This window comes from Micromonospora sp. WMMA1949 (assembly GCF_027460145.1).
Classification (GTDB): Bacteria; Actinomycetota; Actinomycetes; order Mycobacteriales; family Micromonosporaceae; genus Micromonospora.
The window spans coordinates 4,744,187-4,761,202 of record NZ_JAPZBG010000001.1; the positions used below are offsets into that span (position 1 = coordinate 4,744,187).

At 71.9% G+C, this 17,016-nt stretch carries 16 protein-coding genes; 14 read left to right on the forward strand and 2 right to left on the reverse strand.

Translation table 11 applies throughout. The features are described 5' to 3' along the window. Positions 1-58 precede the first annotated feature (58 nt). A complete protein-coding gene (locus O7607_RS22445; protein WP_269705150.1) occupies positions 59-1,354 on the forward strand; it encodes an aspartate aminotransferase family protein in 1,296 nt (431 codons plus the stop codon). A gap of 3 nt (positions 1,355-1,357) precedes the next feature. Here O7607_RS22445 and O7607_RS22450 read toward each other — a convergent pair whose 3' ends face one another. Beyond that, positions 1,358-2,737, reverse strand: a complete 1,380-nt coding sequence (locus tag O7607_RS22450) for an acyltransferase family protein (protein WP_269705151.1) — start codon at positions 2,735-2,737, stop codon at positions 1,358-1,360. Positions 2,738-2,900: 163 nt separating this feature from the next. On the opposite strand from O7607_RS22450, the gene ngcE (O7607_RS22455) reads away from it, so the two are divergent. The 4 genes from ngcE (O7607_RS22455) (at position 2,901) to O7607_RS22470 (ending at position 6,931) form a co-directional block, all read left to right on the forward strand. Continuing rightward, positions 2,901-4,316 carry an N-acetylglucosamine/diacetylchitobiose ABC transporter substrate-binding protein gene (gene ngcE, locus O7607_RS22455; protein ID WP_269705152.1) on the forward strand — a complete coding sequence of 472 codons (1,416 nt, stop codon included), beginning with the start codon at positions 2,901-2,903 and terminating at the stop codon, positions 4,314-4,316. Beyond that, positions 4,316-5,224 carry a carbohydrate ABC transporter permease gene (locus O7607_RS22460; RefSeq protein WP_013287344.1) on the forward strand — a complete coding sequence of 303 codons (909 nt, stop codon included), beginning with the start codon at positions 4,316-4,318 and terminating at the stop codon, positions 5,222-5,224. Before ngcE (O7607_RS22455) ends, O7607_RS22460 begins: the two co-directional genes overlap by 1 nt. Beyond that, positions 5,221-6,135 carry a carbohydrate ABC transporter permease gene (locus O7607_RS22465; protein WP_269705153.1) on the forward strand — a complete coding sequence of 305 codons (915 nt, stop codon included), beginning with the start codon at positions 5,221-5,223 and terminating at the stop codon, positions 6,133-6,135. Before O7607_RS22460 ends, O7607_RS22465 begins: the two co-directional genes overlap by 4 nt. Before the next feature lie 85 nt (positions 6,136-6,220). Beyond that, positions 6,221-6,931 carry a hypothetical protein gene (locus tag O7607_RS22470; protein WP_269705154.1) on the forward strand — a complete coding sequence of 237 codons (711 nt, stop codon included), beginning with the start codon at positions 6,221-6,223 and terminating at the stop codon, positions 6,929-6,931. A 167-nt stretch (positions 6,932-7,098) separates the two neighbouring features. Here the strand turns inward: O7607_RS22470 and O7607_RS22475 are convergent, their stop codons facing one another. Next, complete coding sequence (locus O7607_RS22475) at positions 7,099-8,088, reverse strand: N-acetylglucosamine kinase (protein ID WP_269705155.1); 990 nt, start codon at positions 8,086-8,088, stop codon at positions 7,099-7,101. A 157-nt stretch (positions 8,089-8,245) separates the two neighbouring features. Here O7607_RS22475 and O7607_RS22480 point away from each other — a divergent pair, with 157 nt between their 5' ends. From O7607_RS22480 to O7607_RS22520, 9 genes are all read left to right on the forward strand, one after another. Then, complete coding sequence (locus O7607_RS22480) at positions 8,246-9,193, forward strand: MurR/RpiR family transcriptional regulator (RefSeq protein WP_269705156.1); 948 nt, start codon at positions 8,246-8,248, stop codon at positions 9,191-9,193. Continuing rightward, positions 9,190-9,939 (forward strand): SIS domain-containing protein, encoded by a 750-nt coding sequence (locus O7607_RS22485; protein WP_269705157.1) that lies wholly within the window; start codon positions 9,190-9,192, stop codon positions 9,937-9,939. Before O7607_RS22480 ends, O7607_RS22485 begins: the two co-directional genes overlap by 4 nt. Before the next feature lie 23 nt (positions 9,940-9,962). Then, positions 9,963-11,375 (forward strand): N-acetylglucosamine/diacetylchitobiose ABC transporter substrate-binding protein, encoded by a 1,413-nt coding sequence (gene ngcE / locus O7607_RS22490; protein WP_030500335.1) that lies wholly within the window; start codon positions 9,963-9,965, stop codon positions 11,373-11,375. 22 nt (positions 11,376-11,397) lie between these two features. After that, positions 11,398-12,339 (forward strand): carbohydrate ABC transporter permease, encoded by a 942-nt coding sequence (locus tag O7607_RS22495; protein WP_120569017.1) that lies wholly within the window; start codon positions 11,398-11,400, stop codon positions 12,337-12,339. A 13-nt stretch (positions 12,340-12,352) separates the two neighbouring features. Then, a complete protein-coding gene (locus O7607_RS22500; RefSeq protein ID WP_120569018.1) occupies positions 12,353-13,303 on the forward strand; it encodes a carbohydrate ABC transporter permease in 951 nt (316 codons plus the stop codon). 134 nt (positions 13,304-13,437) lie between these two features. Beyond that, positions 13,438-15,111: a bifunctional 3'-5' exonuclease/DNA polymerase gene (locus tag O7607_RS22505; protein ID WP_269705158.1), complete on the forward strand. Its 1,674-nt coding sequence runs from the start codon at positions 13,438-13,440 to the stop codon at positions 15,109-15,111. Positions 15,112-15,251: 140 nt separating this feature from the next. Next, entirely contained in the window at positions 15,252-15,845 is a 594-nt protein-coding gene (locus O7607_RS22510) for a nucleotidyltransferase family protein (RefSeq protein WP_116507115.1), read from the forward strand. A gap of 39 nt (positions 15,846-15,884) precedes the next feature. After that, positions 15,885-16,217, forward strand: coding sequence for a TfoX/Sxy family protein (locus tag O7607_RS22515; protein WP_269705159.1), 333 nt, complete (start codon positions 15,885-15,887; stop codon positions 16,215-16,217). Positions 16,218-16,299: 82 nt separating this feature from the next. Further along, positions 16,300-17,016: a VOC family protein gene (locus O7607_RS22520; RefSeq protein ID WP_269705160.1), complete on the forward strand. Its 717-nt coding sequence runs from the start codon at positions 16,300-16,302 to the stop codon at positions 17,014-17,016.

A 17,016-nucleotide genomic window follows, 5' to 3' on the forward strand; every position in this document is an offset into this window, starting at 1 on the left:
GTCCCCGCCGCACCGTGGTGGCAGCGTGCGGAGACTACCGCCGCTGAAGGGTGCGCCGATGACCTCCGACGACCTGCTGGCCCGGCACCGGGCCGTGCTCCCGTCCTGGATGCCGCTCTACTACGCCGAACCGCTGGAACTCGTCGCCGGTTCCGGCCGCCGGGTCACCGACGCGGCCGGCCGGACCTATCTGGACTTCTTCGGCGGTGTGCTGACCACGATGGTCGGTCACGACATCCCGGAGATCCGGGAGGCGGTCGAGCGGCAGCTGCGGACCGGCCTCGTGCACACCTCCACGCTCTACCTGATCCGCCGGCAGGTCGAGCTGGCCGAGAAGATCGCCCGGCTCTCCGGCATCCCGGACGCCCGCGTCTTCTTCACCAACTCCGGCACCGAGGCGAACGAGGCCGCGCTGCTGGTCGCCACCAACCACCGGCGCTCGCACCAGATCCTCGCGGTGCGCAACAGCTACCACGGCCGGTCGTACGCGACGATGGGCGTCACCGGCAACCGCGGCTGGTCGGCCAGCGCGCTCAACCCGTTGCAGGTGGCCTGGCTGCACTCCGGTGAACGGCTGCGCGGCCTGCTGGCCCGGCTCGACGCCGCCGACCGGGTCGACGCGGCGGTCGAGGACCTGCGCGAGGTGCTCGCCACCCAGACCGCGGGCGACGTGGCTTGCCTGATCGCCGAGCCCGTCCAGGGCGTGGGCGGCTTCGTGCACGGCCCGGACGGGCTCTTCGCCGCCTGGAAGAAGGTGCTCGACGAGCACGGCATCCTGCTGATCAGCGACGAGGTGCAGACCGGGTGGGGTCGTACCGGTGAGCACTTCTGGGGCTACCAGGCGCACGGCGTGACGCCGGACCTGCTCACCTTCGCCAAGGGCATCGGCAACGGCTTCGCGCTCGCCGGCGTGGTCGGCCGGGCCGAGGTGCTGGAGTCGGTGCCGGCGATCAGCTTCTCCACCTTCGGCGGCAACCCGGTCTCCACCGCCGCCGGCAACGCGGTGCTCGACTACCTGCTCGACCACGATCTCCAGGGCAACGCCGCCCGCGTCGGCGCGATCCTCGGCGATGGCCTGCGCGCGGCCACCGCCGGGCTGGAGCAGGTCGCCGAGGTACGCGGCAAGGGCCTGATGCTCGCCGTCGAGTTCGTCCACCCGGGAACCGTCGAGCCGGACGCGGCGCTGACCACCCGCGTCTTCGAGGCGTGCCGGGCCGGCGGTCTGCTGGTGGGCAAGGGCGGCCTGTACGGCAACGTGATCCGGATGGGCCCGCCGCTGACGCTCACCGAGGAGGAGGCGCGGGAGGGCCTGGCGATCCTGGTCGACGCGATCCGCGCCTCGATCGAGGCGTGAGCGTCAACCCGGCCGGCGCAGTCCGGACCTGAGCAGTCGCAGCAGACCCGCCCCGGCCAGGTACGCCACGAGCGCCGGGGCGGGCAGGCCCAGCGGTTCCGGTGCCTCCTCGGGTGCGAGGCTGTTCAGCAGCAGGCCGACGAGCACGCCCGCGTACCCGGCGACGGCCAGAGCGGCGCGCAGCCGCCGGCCGCCCGCCCCGGCCGGCCCGGTCGCGGCCGGGCGGCGGGTGCGGGCCTCGACCGGGCCGAAGACGGCGACCAGCACGGCCAGCACCGCGGCCAGCGCGAGCAGCCACGGTACGCGCCACGCCCACCAGGCCGCCGAGCCGGCCGGGGGAGTGGGCAGCACGCCGAGCCGGTCCAGCAGGCCGACGAGCAGGATCGCGGCGGTCAGGTGCCAGAGGAACAGGGTGAGCACCACGGCGTTCACCGCGAGCACCGCCTGCCAGGGGCCGGACCGGCGCAGCCAGCGCCCGGCCGGGTGCCGCAGCAGCAGGATCAGGCCGAGCTGGGCGGCGGCCGCGGCGAGGAGCGCCAGGCTCGGCGGCGCCGCGTTGTCCAGCCGCTCGCCGGGGACGTGGAGCATCGCCACCGGGTACGGCCCGGCCACCGTGAGCAGCACCAGCGCGACCAGGCCACCGCCGAGCAGGACCGCGCCGGCCCGGCGGGACAGCGGCAGCCGGCGGCGGAGCAGGCCCCGCGGCGCGGCGTGTCCGGCGCGGGTGTCCGCCCGGGCGGCGTCGTACCAGGCGAAACCGAGCTGGTGTACGGCCAGCCAGCCGAACAGGTAGTTGCCGTCGGCGAGCACGGCCGGGCCGAGGAGCCGGCCGAGGTCGCCGAGCGCGACGAGGACCACGAGCACCACCGGCACGGCGAGTCCGAACCGGCGGTGCAGCGCCTCCATCGGCGGGGTCAGCGCCACCACCGCGACGTAGGCCACCAGGAACCACAGCGGGATGGTGGCGAACCAGACCACGGCGCGAACCTGCCCCGGGTCGGCGCCGCGCAGAGTGGCGATCCCCGCGCCCGCGGCCAGGACCAGCAGCAGCACGGTGGTGGGCCGGATCAGCCGGGCGCTGCGGTCCACCAGCCATCCGGCCGCCGACCCGCCCCGGCGCCGGCGGGCGGCCAGCGAGGCGGCGTTGGCGTAGCCGCCGACCAGGAAGAACACCGGCATCACCTGGGCCACCCAGGTCAGCGGCCAGGCCCAGCGCAGGTCCGCCAGCGCCGAGTGGCCGGCGGGACGGCCGTCGTCGTACCCGATCGCGGTGACGCCCCAGTGGCCGAGCACGACCATGGTGATGGCGAGCGCCCGGAGCAGGTCGATGTAGCGCTCCCGCCCCGGCGGCGTGCGTTGCGCGAGCTGCCGCAGGCGGCGCATGGGCTCAGGCTAGGCCAGCGGACGCCGACCGGTACCGATAACGGATCGGTCGAGAGGGCTTGTGGTCCCGGTCGCACTGTCGTAGAAATTCTTCATCGGAAATGCTTCTGGTGAAGACAAGCGACAGGGTGCTCACCGCGCGTACCCGGACCGAGGAGATGCGATGAACAGGCGTGAGATCCTTCGGCGCAGCGCCGCCGCCGGTCTGCTGGCCACCCCCGCCGCCGGGCTGCTCGCCGGCTGCGCCACGTCGGGTGGGGGCGACGAGGGCGACAAGGACGCGTACAAGGGCACCAAGAGCGAGCAGAACCCGCTCGGCGTGGCCGAGGACGCCCCGCTGGAAGTGGTGATCTTCAACGGCGGCTTCGGGGAGGAGTACGCCAAGGCCCACGAGGCCATGTACAAGGAGCGGTACCCGAAGGCGGCGATCAAGCACTCGGCCACCGCGGAGATCAGCAAGACGCTCCAGCCGCGCTTCGTCGACGGCAGCCCGCCGGACGTGGTGAACAACTCCGGCGCCGGCCAGATCGACTTCAACGGCCTGGTCTCGCAGGACGCGATCGCCGACCTGGGCGAGCTGCTCGCCGCGCCCAGCCTCGACACGCCTGGCAAGACGGTCAAGGACACGCTGCTGCCCGGCACCGTCGAGGTCGGCTCCTACGACGGCCGGTTCCTGGTGCTCAACTACACCTACACGGTGTACGGCATCTGGCACTCCACCAAGCTGTTCGCCGACCGCGGCTGGGAGGACGCCAAGACCTGGGACGACCACATCGCGCTCTGCCGCCGGATCAAGGCCGCGGGCATCGCACCCTGGACGTACGCCGGTGTGCACCCCCGCTACATGAGCTGGCCGCTGATCTCCACCGCGATCAAGCTCGGCGGCCCCTCGGTCGCGCTGGCGATCGACAACCTGGAGCCGAACGCCTGGAAGTCGGACGCGATGAAGACCGCCGCCGACGCCTGGCACCAGATCGTCAAGGACAAGTTCATCCTCGACGGCTCCCCGGGCCTGGACCACAAGCAGTCGCAGACCGCCTGGTGCCAGGGCAAGGCCGCGTTCATCTCCTGCGGCTCCTGGCTGGAGAGCGAGCAGAAGGACGTCACGCCGGCCGGCTTCAACATGACCGTCGCGCCGACGCCGAGCCTGGGCAGCGGCGACAAGCTGCCGTACGAGGCGATCCGCGGCACCGCGGGCGAGCCGTTCATGGTGCCGGCCAAGGCGCGCAACGTCGCCGGCGGCCTGGAGTACTTCCGGACCATGCTGTCCCGCAAGGGCGCCCAGGACTTCACCCGGAAGGTCGCCAGCCTGCCCGTGGTCGCCGGCGCCACCGAGGGCATCGACCTGCCGTACGGGCTCAGCACCGTGGTCAAGGCGCTCGACGCGTCCGGCTCCAACGGCTTCAACTGGGTCTACAACAACTACTACCGCAAGCTGGAGCGCAACCTGGTCGACGCGGCCTGCGGCGAGTTCTTCAGCGGCCGGATCGGCCCGGCCGAGTTCCTCGACCAGTGCCAGAAGGGCGCCGACTCGATCGCCGGAGACAGCTCGGTCAAGAAGTACAAGCGGTCCGCGTGATGCGACAGGGCCGCCTCCCCCTGATCCTCACGTTCCTGCTGCCCCCACTGGCGTTGTACGGCATCTTCGTGCTCTCGCCGTACCTCCAGGCTTTTCAGATCTCCACCACCGACTGGATGGGCTACTCCGCGCAGGCCGACCCGGTCGGCATGGCGAACTTCCGCACGCTGCTGCACGACGGGTACGTGTGGAACGCGTTGAAGAACAACGCGATCCTGCTCGCCGTGGTGCCGGTGGTGACGATCGGGCTGGGCCTGTTCTTCGCCAGCATGCTCACCATGGGCGGCCGCAAGGGCCGGGCCGGTGTGACCGGGGTGCGCGGCACCTCGGTCTACCGGCTCGTCTACTTCTTCCCCCAGGTGCTCTCGGTGGTGATCATCGCGCTGCTCTGGAAGGAGATCTACAGTCCGACCAGTGGCCTGCTCAACGGCGCCCTGCGCGCCGTCGGGCTGGCCACCCCGGCCTGGCTCGGCGACCCGCGCTTCGCGTTCTGGTGCGTGCTGGCGGTGATGGTGTGGAGCAACGTCGGCTTCTACGTCGTGCTCTTCGGCGCCGCCATGCAGGCGATCCCGCGCGACATCTACGAGGCGGTGCTGCTCGACGGCGCGTCCCGCACGACGATGCTGCGGAAGATCACCATTCCGCTGCTCTGGGACACCATCCAGGTCGCGTGGATCTACCTCGCCATCGCGGCGCTGGACGGCTTCATCCTGGTCCAGCTCATGACCAACGGCGGGCCGAACTTCTCCTCCGACGTGATCGGCCTGCGGATGTACGACACGTCGTTCGGCAGCGAGAACAAGTTCGGGTACGCCTCGGCGATCGGCGTGGCGATGTTCTTCCTGACCCTCTCGGTGGCGGTGCTGGCGCTGCGCACCGCCCGGCGCGATCGGATCGAGTACTCGTGACCACAGTGGATCCCACCGCGACGACCGCCGGCACCGCCCTCCCGGTCGACGGCGCGCAACCGGGCGACCGGCCGCCGCGCCGTGAGCTGGGCGTGGCGAACGTCTTCTCGCACGGCTTCCTGCTGCTCTGGGCGGCCATGACGGTGCTGCCGCTGGCCTGGATGGTGCTCAGCTCGCTCAAGACCAACGGTGAGATCGTCGCCGAGCCGTGGGGGTTGCCGGAGGCGCTGCGGTTCGACAACTGGACACGCGCCTGGACCACCGCGCACATCGGCCGGTTCTTCTTCAACAGCATCGTCGTGGTGGCCGGCTCGCTGAGCCTGACCATGCTGCTCGGCGCCACCGCCGCGTACGTCTTCGCGCGCTACGAGTTCCGCGGCCGGCAGGTGGTCTACTACCTGTTCGTCGGCGGCATGATGTTCCCGGTCTTCCTGGCCCTGGTGCCGCTGTTCTTCGTGGTCCGCAGCGTCGGCCTGCTCGGCACCTGGCCCGGCCTGATCCTGGTCTACACCGCCTACTCGCTGCCGTTCACCGTGTTCTTCCTGACCGCGTTCTTCCGGACGCTGCCGACGTCGATCGCGGAGGCCGCGCTGATCGACGGCTGCGGGCACTTCCGGCTGTTCTTCCGGGTGATGCTGCCGATGGCGCGACCGGGACTGATCAGTGTCGGGATCTTCAACTTCCTCAGCCACTGGAACCAGTTCCTGCTGCCCCAGGTGCTTCTGCCGGGCGACGGGCAGGACCGGATGCTCGCCCAGGGCCTGAGTTCGCTCGCGGTGAGCCAGGGCTACGCCGGTGACTACGCCCAGTTGTTCGCCGGCCTGACCATCGCGGTGCTGCCGGTGCTCGTGGTGTACGTGGCGTTCCAGCGTCAGGTCCAGTCCGGACTGACTGCCGGGCAGCTCAAGTGAGGTCGTTGCCACAGGTGACGGGGCAGTGGAGACGTTCGAGCTGACCTAGGGTGAGCCGGCACGCTCATCTATCGACAGGAATCTCATGTTCTTCCTTCTCTACACACTGTTGCTGATGCTCGGCGGCATCGCGATGGTCGTCGTCGGCGCGGTCGTCAAGGAACAGGGCAAGGGCTCCCGGATCCTCAACGTGGTCATCGGCCTGGCCTTCTTCGGGTACGGCTTCTACCTGCTGTTCCTGTTCGATGGCGACAGCTACCGGATCTTCTTCTACGTCTTCGTGCTGCCGATCCTGCTGATCGTGCGGGCGGTGAAGGCCCGCAAGGAGGCCCGCGAGCAGGCCGAGGCGCAGCAGTTCGCCGGCGGACCGCAGTTCGCGGGCGGCCAGCAGTACGGGGGCGGCCAGCAGTACCCGGGCGGGCCGTCGTTCCCGGGTGGTCAGCAGTACCCGGGCGGGCAGCAGCAGTTCGCGGGTGGGCAGCAGTACCCGGGCGGACAGCAGCAGCACGGCATGTACCCGGGGGCGGGGCACGGCCAGCCCGGCCAGGGGTTCCCGCCCGCTCCGGGGCAGCACGCCCCGGGTCAGCCCGCACCGTACGGCGCCGCGCCGCAGGAGCACCCGGGCCAGCCCGCCCCGCAGGGCTGGCACCCGAATCAGCAGGCACCTCAGGGCGGCGCGCCCCAGGGCCACCCGGGCCGGCCCACGCAGTACGGCCCCCCGCCGCAGGCCCACCCGGGCCAGTCCGCCCCGCAGGGCTGGCACCAGGATCAGCCGGGCTCGCAAGACCGATACTGATCAGCCGGAGTGCCTGCTCACGCCGACACCTGCCGGAGGCGGCGAGTGGAACGTCATGGGTGTCAAACGGGCGTTTTGACACCCATGGCGTTCCACCCAACGGCCGAGCCCCGCGGCGGGGCGGGCAGCGCGGCGGGCGGGCAGCGCAGCGCGGCGGGGCGGGCGGGTCAGGCGGGTGGGGGCACCAGGCGGGCGTGCAGTGCGGCCGGGTCGGTTACCTCGGGCAGGTTCCGGGCGGCGAGCCAAGCCGCGGCGGCCGCACCGTCCCCGGCGGCGTGCAGCGGCGCGTCCGGCCAGCGGCCTGCCAGTTCCGCGCGTACCGCGCCGGCCAGCGGGGTGTCGCCGGTGAGCAGCCCGCCGCCGAGCACCACCGGAACGGCCGCACCCGGCGGGCGGATCCGGGAGACGCTCTCCGCCAGCAGCGCCGCGGCCCCGGCGATCAGCGCGACGGCCGTCGGCTGCCCGTCGTGGGCCGACGACACGACGAGCGGCGCGAGCCGGGCCAGTTCCACCGGCGGCCGCCGCGTCACCGCCTGCACCACGGCTCCGGCGGTCGCCCGCGGCTGATCGTCCACCTCGGTGGTGCCGGTCAGCTCCGCCAGCACCTGGCGTCCCAGGTCGTCGGGGGCTTCCGCGCGGTCCAGGTCGGCCAGTAGCCGGCGGACCGCCTCGCGGCCGAGCCAGAACCCGGATCCGGCGTCGCCGAGCAGCCAGCCGTGACCGTCGGCGGTGCGGTCCAGCCGCAGGTCGCGTACCTGGGCGGCGATCGCGCCGGTGCCGGCGACGAGCACGGTGCCGTCCGGGGCGGCGGTGCCGGAGGCGTAGGCGACCAGAGCGTCGCCGTGCACGGCGTACGGGCACCGTAGCCCCGCCTCGGCCCACGCCCGGTCGAACGCGTCGCGGCCGTGCGGGTCGGCCAGGAGGCGGCCGGCCCCGGCGAGGCCGATGACGCCGGCGCGTACCCGAAGGGGGTCGATGTCGGCGAGCGCCGCGCGCAGGGCGGCGAGCAGCTCGGCGGCGGCCCGTTCGGCGCCGTGGCTGGTGGGGTTGCCGCCGCCGGCACGGCCGGTGCCCAGGCGTGTGCCGTCGAGGCTCAGCGCGGCCGCGCGGGTGGACGTACCTCCGACGTCGAGGCCGATCACGACGGTGTCCGACATGGTCTTCATGCTGGTCGGCCGCGTCGCCGGACGCAAGATCGCGCCGGTGCGCCAGGTAACAGTTTGAAAACTTCACCCACGCCCTTGACACGGAGGGGCCTTCAGTAAGAACTTTTACCACTAACAGTTAACACTCTTTTCCGAAAGGCTTCCGCCGATGGTCGAGCACGAGGTGGAGACTTCCGCGGCGACCGCGGTGGTCGATGCCGGTCCGGCCGACCGGCTGGGCGCCGACGGCGTGCTGGCCAGGGTCCGGGCCGGCACGGGGGAGCTGACCGGGGCGCTGCGCCGGGTCGCTGAGCACGTGCTCAGCGACCCGGAGGCGGCGGCCCGGGCCACCATCGTCGAGCTGGCCGAGCGCAGCGGCACCTCGCCGGCGACCATCACCCGGTTCTGCCGGGCGATGGGCTTCGAGGGCTACGCCGACCTGCGGCTCGGCATCGCCGCCGAGACCGGGCGGGCGCGCTCGGCGGGCTGGACCGTCGACATCGGACGCGAGATCCAGCCCGGCGACCCGCTGTCCCGGGTGCTCGACCAGATCATGGCCGCCGACACGCGGGCGATGCACGACACCGCCGCGCTGCTCGACCTGGCCGAGGTGGAACGCGCGGCGGTCGCCATCGCCGGGGCCAGCCGGGTGAACATCTTCGGCGCCAGCGGCAGCGCGCTCGTCGGCGAGGAGATGCAGTTCAGCCTGCACCGCATCGGCGTCGCCGCGTGGGCCTGGAGCGACGTGCACGAAGGGCTCGCCAGCGCCGCGCTGCTGGGCGCCGGGGACGTCGCCCTCGGCATCTCGCACACCGGGCAGACCCGGGAGACGATCGAGCTGCTCGCCGAGGCCGGCAGCCGCGGTGCCACCACCGTCGCGCTCACCGGCTTCCCCCGCTCGCCGCTCGCCGAACTGGCCGACATCGTGCTGGTCACCGCCAGCCAGGCCACCACGTTCCGGCCGGACGCGCTCTCCGCCCGGCACCCGCAACTCGTCGTGCTCGACCTGCTCTACATCGCGGTGGCGCAGCGCACCCACGACCGCGCCCACGCGGCCTTCCGGCGTACCGCCCAGGCCGTCGACGGGCACAAGGCCGCGAAGGGGTCCCCATCATGATCAGTGCCCAGCGGTACGCCGACGCGGTCCGCCCGGTGCTCGACCGGCTGGTGGACAGCCAGGCCGTGGCGGTGGACCGGGCAGCCGACCTGATCGCCTCCGGGCTGCGCTCCGGTGGCGTGCTCCAGGCGTTCGGCGCCGGCCACTCGGAGGCGTTCGCCGCCGAACTGGTCGCCCGGGCCGGCGGCCTGGTCCCCGCCAACCGGCTCTCCCTGCACGACCTCGTGCTGCACGGCGACGCGCCCCGCGATGTGCTCGCCGACCCGAAACTGGAACGCGACCCGGCCGTGGCGCACCAGCTCTACGCGCTGGCGGCGCCGCAGCCGGAGGACGTGTTCGTGGTCGCCTCGCAGTCCGGCATCAACGGCTCGGTCGTCGAGCTGGCGACGCTCGTCAAGCGTGGCGGCCATCCGCTGATCGCTGTCACCTCGGTCGAGCACACCGCCCGGGTAGCTCCTCGGCACCCCTCCGGGCACCGGCTCGCCGACCTCGCCGACGTCGTGCTGGACAACGGCGCGCCGTACGGCGACGCACTGCTGCCGCTCGAGGGCGGCGGCGCGGTCTGTGCGGTCTCCTCGGTCACCGCGGCGCTGCTGGCGCAGCTGCTGACCGCCGAGGTCGTACGACGGTTCCACCAGGCCGGAGAGGTACCCCCTGTCTACCTCTCCGCCAACGTCCCCGGTGGGGACGAGCACAACCTCGCCCTCGAGTCGCGGTACGCCGGGCGTCTCCGGCGGACCGCCTGACCCGACCCACAAGGAGAGACAAGATGTCGGTTACCCCCGAGAAGTTCGGCGACGTCAGCCGTCGGACCCTGCTGCGGCGCGCCGCCGCGGCCGGTCTGCTGGCCGTACCGGCGGCGGGTCTGCTGAGCGCGTGCGCCGGCAGCGAGCCGAGCAAGTCCGACGGCGGCGGCGCGGCCAAGAGCAAGGACAACCCGTTCGGCGTCAAGGACGGCAGCGCGGTCAAGGTGGTCGTCTTCAACGGTGGCCTGGGCGACCAGTGGGCCAAGGAAGACAAGGTCATCTTCAACGCCAAGCACCCGAACATCACGGTCAACATGTCTTCGACCCAGAAGATCAAGACCGAAGAGCAGCCCAAGATGGCGACGCAGCCGAGCGACCTGGTGATGAACTCGGGCGCCGACATGATGGACCGCAGCACGCTGATCAACGAGGGCGCGATCGAGCCGCTGGACGACCTGCTCACCGCGCCGGCCTGGGACAGCGAGGGGACGGTGGCCGACAGCCTGCTGCCGGGCACCGTCGCCGACGGTACGCAGAACGGCAAGTTCTACGTCGTGAACGTGGCGTACACGGTGTGGGGCAACTGGTACAACGCGGCACTGTTCAAGAAGGAGGGCTGGACGGCGCCGACCACCTGGGACGAGTTCTTCGCGCTCGCGCCGAAGATCAAGGCCAAGGGCATGGCGCCGTACGTGCACGACGCGGTGCACGGCTACTACCCGCGCTGGGCGCTGTTCGCCAGCATCTGGAAGGCGGTCGGCAAGCAGGCCGTCGTCGACATCGACAACCTGAAGGACGGCGCCTGGAAGGCCGACGGCATCGTCGCGGCGCTGGAGCCGTGGGAGAAGCTGGTCAAGGACAAGCTGCTGCTGCCGGGCAAGCTCGACCACACCCAGTCGCAGCAGGCGTTCCTGGACGGCAAGGCGGCCTTCATCCAGGTCGGCACCTGGCTGAAGAACGAGATGGCCGCGACCATCCCGCCGGGCTTCGAGATGACCATCTCCGACTACTGGAGCAAGAGCGGCGACAAGGCCGCCAAGGACGTCTTCGCCTCCTCCGGCGAGGGCTTCGTGGTGCCCAGCAAGGCCCCGAACAAGGAGGCCGCGAAGGAGTTCCTGCGGGCCATCCTGTCCAAGGCCGGCTCGGCGAAGTTCGCCGAGCTGACCAAGTCGCTGGCCTCCACCAAGGGCTCCGGCGACAACGTCCAGGACACCGCGCTGGCGTCGGCGAACTCGCTGATGAAGAACGGCAGCTCGGACCTGATCTCGGTGAAGTTCCCGGACTTCTACGCCGACCTGGACAAGGAGAGCCAGAACCTCTCCGAGGAGCTGATGGCCGGCCGCCTGACCGCGCAGCAGTTCGTCGACAAGATGCAGGCGGCCGCCGACAAGGTCGCCAAGGACTCGTCGATCAAGAAGCAGACCCGCACCGCCTGATCACCGCGAGGAAGTGAGTCCAATGCGGCACGGAGTCGCGCGTTTCGTCACGGGCTTCCTGGCCCTGCCCGTCGCGCTGTACCTGTTCTACGTGGTGTGGCCGTTCGCCCAGGCGGCGGGATACTCGCTGACCGACTGGGGCGGGTACTCCGATTCCCAGCGCTTCGTCGGGCTGGACAACTACGTCCGGCTGTTCTCCGACGAGCTGATCCGGAAGGCGTTCTGGCACAACGTGTTCTTCCTGGTCACCGTGCCGCTGTTCACGATCGCGCTGGCCCTGTTCCTCGCGTTCCTGCTCAACGTGGGCGGACGCGAGGACAGGGCCGGCATCCGCGGGGTGTTCGGCTCCGGGATCTACAAGGTCATCTTCTTCTTCCCGCAGGTGCTGTCGCTGGTGGTCATCGCCGTCATGTGGCAGCAGATCTACCGCACCGACGGGCAGGGCCTGATCAACGGCCTGCTCATCAAGATCGGGCTGGTCGACGCGGACAACCCGATCGCCTTCACCGCCGACCCGGAGCCGTTCCTCGGCGTGCCGGCGGTGCTCTGGTGGTTGCTGTTCATCGCGGTGTGGAGCGGCGCCGGCTTCTACATGGTGCTGTTCTCCGCCGCGATGCAGTCGATCCCGAAGGACATCTACGAGGCCGCGATCCTCGACGGCGCGGGCCGGTTCCACACGTTCTTCAAGGTGACGCTGCCGCTGCTGCGGGACAGCATCTCGGTCGCCTGGGTCTATCTGGGCTTCATCGCGCTGGACATGTACGCGCTGGTCTTCGTCATGACGCCGAGCCAGGGCGGGCCGAACCACGCCAGCGAGATCTTCGCCTCGGTGATCCAGTTCAACGCGTTCCAGAAGGGCCAGTTCGGTTACGCCTGCGCGATCGCCGTCGCGCTGGCCATCTTCACCATTCTGCTGGCCGCGCTCCAGCTGAGGATCACCCGCCGTGAGCGGATCGAGTACTGAGGAGGTCTGGACGATGAGCACTGTGACCCACACCTCCGGTCCGGCCCGGTCCGACACGGCACCGCCGGACCGGCCGCCGGCGGACCGGCGGAACGTCGGCAACGGCTTCGGCGGCCGCATCTTCAACGGTTTCTCGCACCTGTTCCTCGCGGTCTGGGCGATCATGGTGGTCTACCCGCTGCTGTGGGTGGTGATGTCGGCGCTCAAGACCGACTCGGAGGTGATCCGCGAACCGCTGTCGCTGATCCCCGACGCGTTGCAGTGGGACAACTTCGCCCGCGCCTGGACCGCCGGGATCGACAGCTTCTTCCTCAACACGCTGCTCGTGCTGGTGTTCAGCGTGACGCTGACGATGCTGCTCGGCTCGATGGCCGCGTACGCCCTGGCGCGCTACGAGTTCCGCGGCAACCGGCTGATCTACTGGATGTTCCTGTCCGGGCTGACGCTGCCGATCTACCTGGCCGCGGTGCCGCTGTTCAAGGGCGTCTACAACACCGGCGTCAGCCTCCCGTTGCTCGGCCCGAACAAGCACCTCATGCTGATCCTGGTCTACGTGGCGTGGTCGCTGTCGTTCACGATCTTCTTCATGCACTCGTTCTTCCGGACGCTGCCCGACTCGATCGCCGAGGCGGCCCAGGTCGACGGGGCGTCGCACACCCGCACGTTCTTCAGCGTGATGCTCCCGATGGCCAAGCCGGGCCTGATCAGCATCGGCATCTTCAACGTGCTCGGCCAGTGGAACCAGTGGTACCTGCCGACGCTGCTCATGCAGTCGGTGTCCGGCGAGCCGAAGAACCAGGTGATCGCCCAGGGGTTGATCGAGCTGTCGGTCAACCAGGGCTACAAGTCGGACTGGTCCGGACTGTTCGCCGGGGTGACCATGGCGATGCTTCCGGTGCTGATCGTGTACATCGTCTTCCAGCGCCAGGTGCAGTCCGGCCTCACCGCCGGCGTCGGCAAGTAACCCTCCGGGAGGTAAGGAAGGGCCCCTTCTTAACGCTCAGCGTTAACAAGGGGCCCTTCCTCTACCGCAGGCGTTAAGAGGGGGCCCTTCCTTCCCCGCGGAGCGTGTCGGGGGGAGGGGGCAGAATCACGTCCGTGCTGGTGGCGGTGGAGGCGGACGAGCGAGGCGGCGGCGTGCTGCAACCGCTGCGCGCCGACGGCACCCCGTCCGGCCCGCCCGAGGAGGTGGCCGACCTGGCCACCGCCGTCGCCGCCCGGGAGGCCGCCGGCCACCCCCGCTGGCTGTGGGCCGCCTGGGCCGGCGTCTACCCGGCGCTGCTGCGCGCCGGCGTGCGGCTCGACCGCTGCCACGACGTCGAGCTGACCGAGGCGCTGCTGCTCGGGCACGCCGGCCGGTGGGGCGAGCCCCGCGCGCTACCGGCCGCCTGGGCCCGGGTCACCGGCGCACCGGTCCCGCCGGACCCGGCGCCCCGCCCGCCCGAGCCGCCGGGCCACGCCCAGGCCGCGTTGTTCGAGCCGCCGTCCGGCCCGCCCGGTCCGGGCATCACGGCGTTGACCCGGGTGTACGCCGACCAGCTCGCCCGGATCGCCACGACCACCCACCCCGGCCGGTTCCGGCTGCTGGTGGCCGCCGAGTCGGCGGGCGCGCTGGTGGCGGCCGAGATGGGCGCGGCCGGGCTGCCGTGGCGCGCCGACGTGCACGACACGATTCTGGCCGGCCTGCTCGGCGAGCCGTCCCCGGTCGGCGGGCCGCCGCGCCGGCTGGCCGAGTTGCAGGCCCGGATCGCTGACGCGTTCGGCGTACGCCAGGTGCACGCCGACTCGCCCGCGGAGCTGTTGCGGGCGTTCGCCCGCGCGGGCGTGGACCTGCCGAACACGCGCGCCTGGGTGCTGCGCGGGGTGGAGCATCCGGCGGCGCCGCTGGTCCTGGAGTACAAGGAGCTGTACCGGATCTGGACGGCGCACGGCTGGGCCTGGCGCGACGCCTGGGTGTCCGGCGGCCGGTTCCACCCGGAGTACGTGCCGGGCGGCGTGGTCTCCGGCCGCTGGGCGACCCGGGGCGGCGGGGCGTTGCAGATTCCGAAGGTGATCCGGCGGGCGGTGGTGGCGGACCCGGGCTGGACGTTCGTGGTCGCCGACGCGGGCCAGCTCGAACCGCGCGTGCTCGCGGCGGTCTCCGGCGACGAGCGGCTCGCCGCGGCGGGCGGTGCCGGTGACCTGTACGCCGCGCTGGCCCGGGACGCGTTCGCCGGTGACCGGGCGAAGGCCAAGGTGGCCCTGCTCGGGGCGATGTACGGGCAGACCGGCGGGGCGGCCGTGCCGGCCCTGGCGGTGCTGCGGAAGAACTATCCGACCGCGTTCGGCTACGTGGAGGCGGCGGCCCGCACCGGTGAGGCGGGCGGGCTGGTCCGGTCGTGGTTGGGGCGCACCTGTCCGCCCGGGTCGGCGGGGTTCGCCGAGGGGGAGGAGGCGATGCCGGACGGCGGGGCCGATCCGCACAGCCCGTCGGCGCGGGCGGCCCGTTCACGTGGGCGTTTCACCCGCAACTTCGTCATCCAGGCCACCGCCGCCGAGTGGGCCTCCACGCTGCTGGCGACGCTGCGTACCGAGCTGGCCGGCACGGAGGCGGAGCTGGTCTTCTTCCAGCACGACGAGGTGATGGTGCACTGCCCGGCCGGGCAGGCGGCGGCGGTCGCCGAGGCGGTCACCGCCGCCGGGGCGCGGGCCACAGGGCTGCTGTTCGGCGACACCCCGGTCCGGTTCCCGCTGGACCTGTCGTCAGTGGACTGCTACGCGGACGCGGCATAGTCACGCAAATTTCCGTTTTGCCCCGCTACCCGGTCCCGGCCGTGCTCGTTGGGCCCGGTGTGCGTACGACGGGACGGACCGGGCGGCTGTGCCCGGTCCGTCCCCTGATCGAGGGGGCACCGCTGAACCGGATCGCTGCAATGATCATCGCCGCCGGTGGCGGCCGCCGCATCGGCGGACCCGAAGCGCTGCTGCACCAGGGCGAGAAGCCGCTGGTCAGCCAGATGATCGACACGATGGCCGAGGCGGGCTGCGCGCAGGTCGTGGTCGTCCTGGGCGCGGCGGCCGAGCAGGTGCGGCAGACCACCGACCTGACCGGCGCCACAGTGGTGGTCAACCGCGCGTGGGGCACCGGGGTGGGCTCCTCGATCCGGGCCGGGCTCGCCGCGCTCACCGACGACGACATCGAGGCGGTGGTCGTGGTGCCGGTGGACATGCCCGGGCTCACCGCGACGGCGGTCCGCCGGGTGACCGCCCTGCCGTATCCGGACGTGCTGGTCTGCGCCACCTACGACGGGCTGCGCGGCTACCCGATGCTGTTCGGCCGCCGGCACTGGTCCGGCATCGCCACGCTCGCCAGCGCCGACGTCGGGGCCCGACCGTACCTGCTGGCGCACAAGGACCAGATCGTCGACATCGCCTGCGACTCGGTGGCCGACGGCAGCCGGATCGACAGCCCGGAGCTGATGGCGCTCTACGGCCTGTCCATCCCCGAGCAACGCGTCGGCGCCTGAGGCGCGCCGCTTGTCGGACCCGGGTGCCAGGATCGGACCGTGGCCTACGACGAGGACCTGGCGAACCGCGTACGCGAACGCCTCGGGGGTGAGCCCGGCATCACCGAGCGGCGCATGTTCGGCGGCCTGGCGATGATGCTGCGCGGCAACATGGCGGTGGTCGTGCGCGGCGCGGGCGGCCTGATGGTCCGGGTCGACCCGGCCGAGGCCGAACGTGCCCTGGGCGAGCCCGGCGCCGAGGCGACAGTCATGCGGGGCCGGGAGATGCGCGGCTGGGTCACCGTGTCGCCGGCCGCCTGCGAGCGCGACGCCGACCTGGCCCGCTGGGTCGACCGGGGCGTCCGCTACACGCGCGGCCTCCCGGCGAAGTAGCCCGCCCGGATATCCGGGTGCGCGACCCGGCCGCCCGTCCTACGCTGCGGCCAGTCGGCAGCGGGGGATCGGAGACGGGCAGATGGCGGTTCACCTCTACGCGGTCAGCCTCGACGCGGCCGACCCGCGCCGGCTCGCGCGGTTCTGGTCCGGCGTGCTGGGCCGGGAGATCTTTGACGACCCGCGCGAGGGCGTGGCGCTGGGCGGCGACGCACACAGCGACGTCCGCATCCGGTTCCTGCCCAGCGAGGCGCCCAAGACGGTGCAGAACCGCATCCACTTCGACCTGACGAGCGCGTCGCCGCAGGCCCAGCGGGAGACGGTCGACCGGGCGCTGGCACTGGGCGGCCGGCACATCGACATCGGCCAGGGCCCGGACGACGACCAGGTGGTGCTCGCCGACCCCGAGGGCAACGAGCTCTGCGTCATCGGCGCGGGCAACACCTTCCTCGCCGGCTGCGGCCCGCTCGGCGCGATCAACTGCGACGGCACCCGGGCGGCCGGCCTCTTCTGGACCGAGGCGCTGGGCTGGCCGCTGGTCTGGGACCAGGACGAGGAGACCGCGATCCAGTCGCCGCGCGGAGGCGCGAAGGTCACCTGGAGCGGCCCGCCGCTGATGCCCAGCGGCGGGCGGGACCGCGTACACCTGGACCTGGTCGCGGCCGGTGACCGGGGCGCGGAGGCCGACCGGCTGCTCGCGCTCGGCGCGACCCGGGTCGGCACGGGCCGGCACACCGCCGACGACCTGGTGCTGGCCGATCCGGACGGCACCGAGTTCTGCCTGCTGACGGCCCGGTGA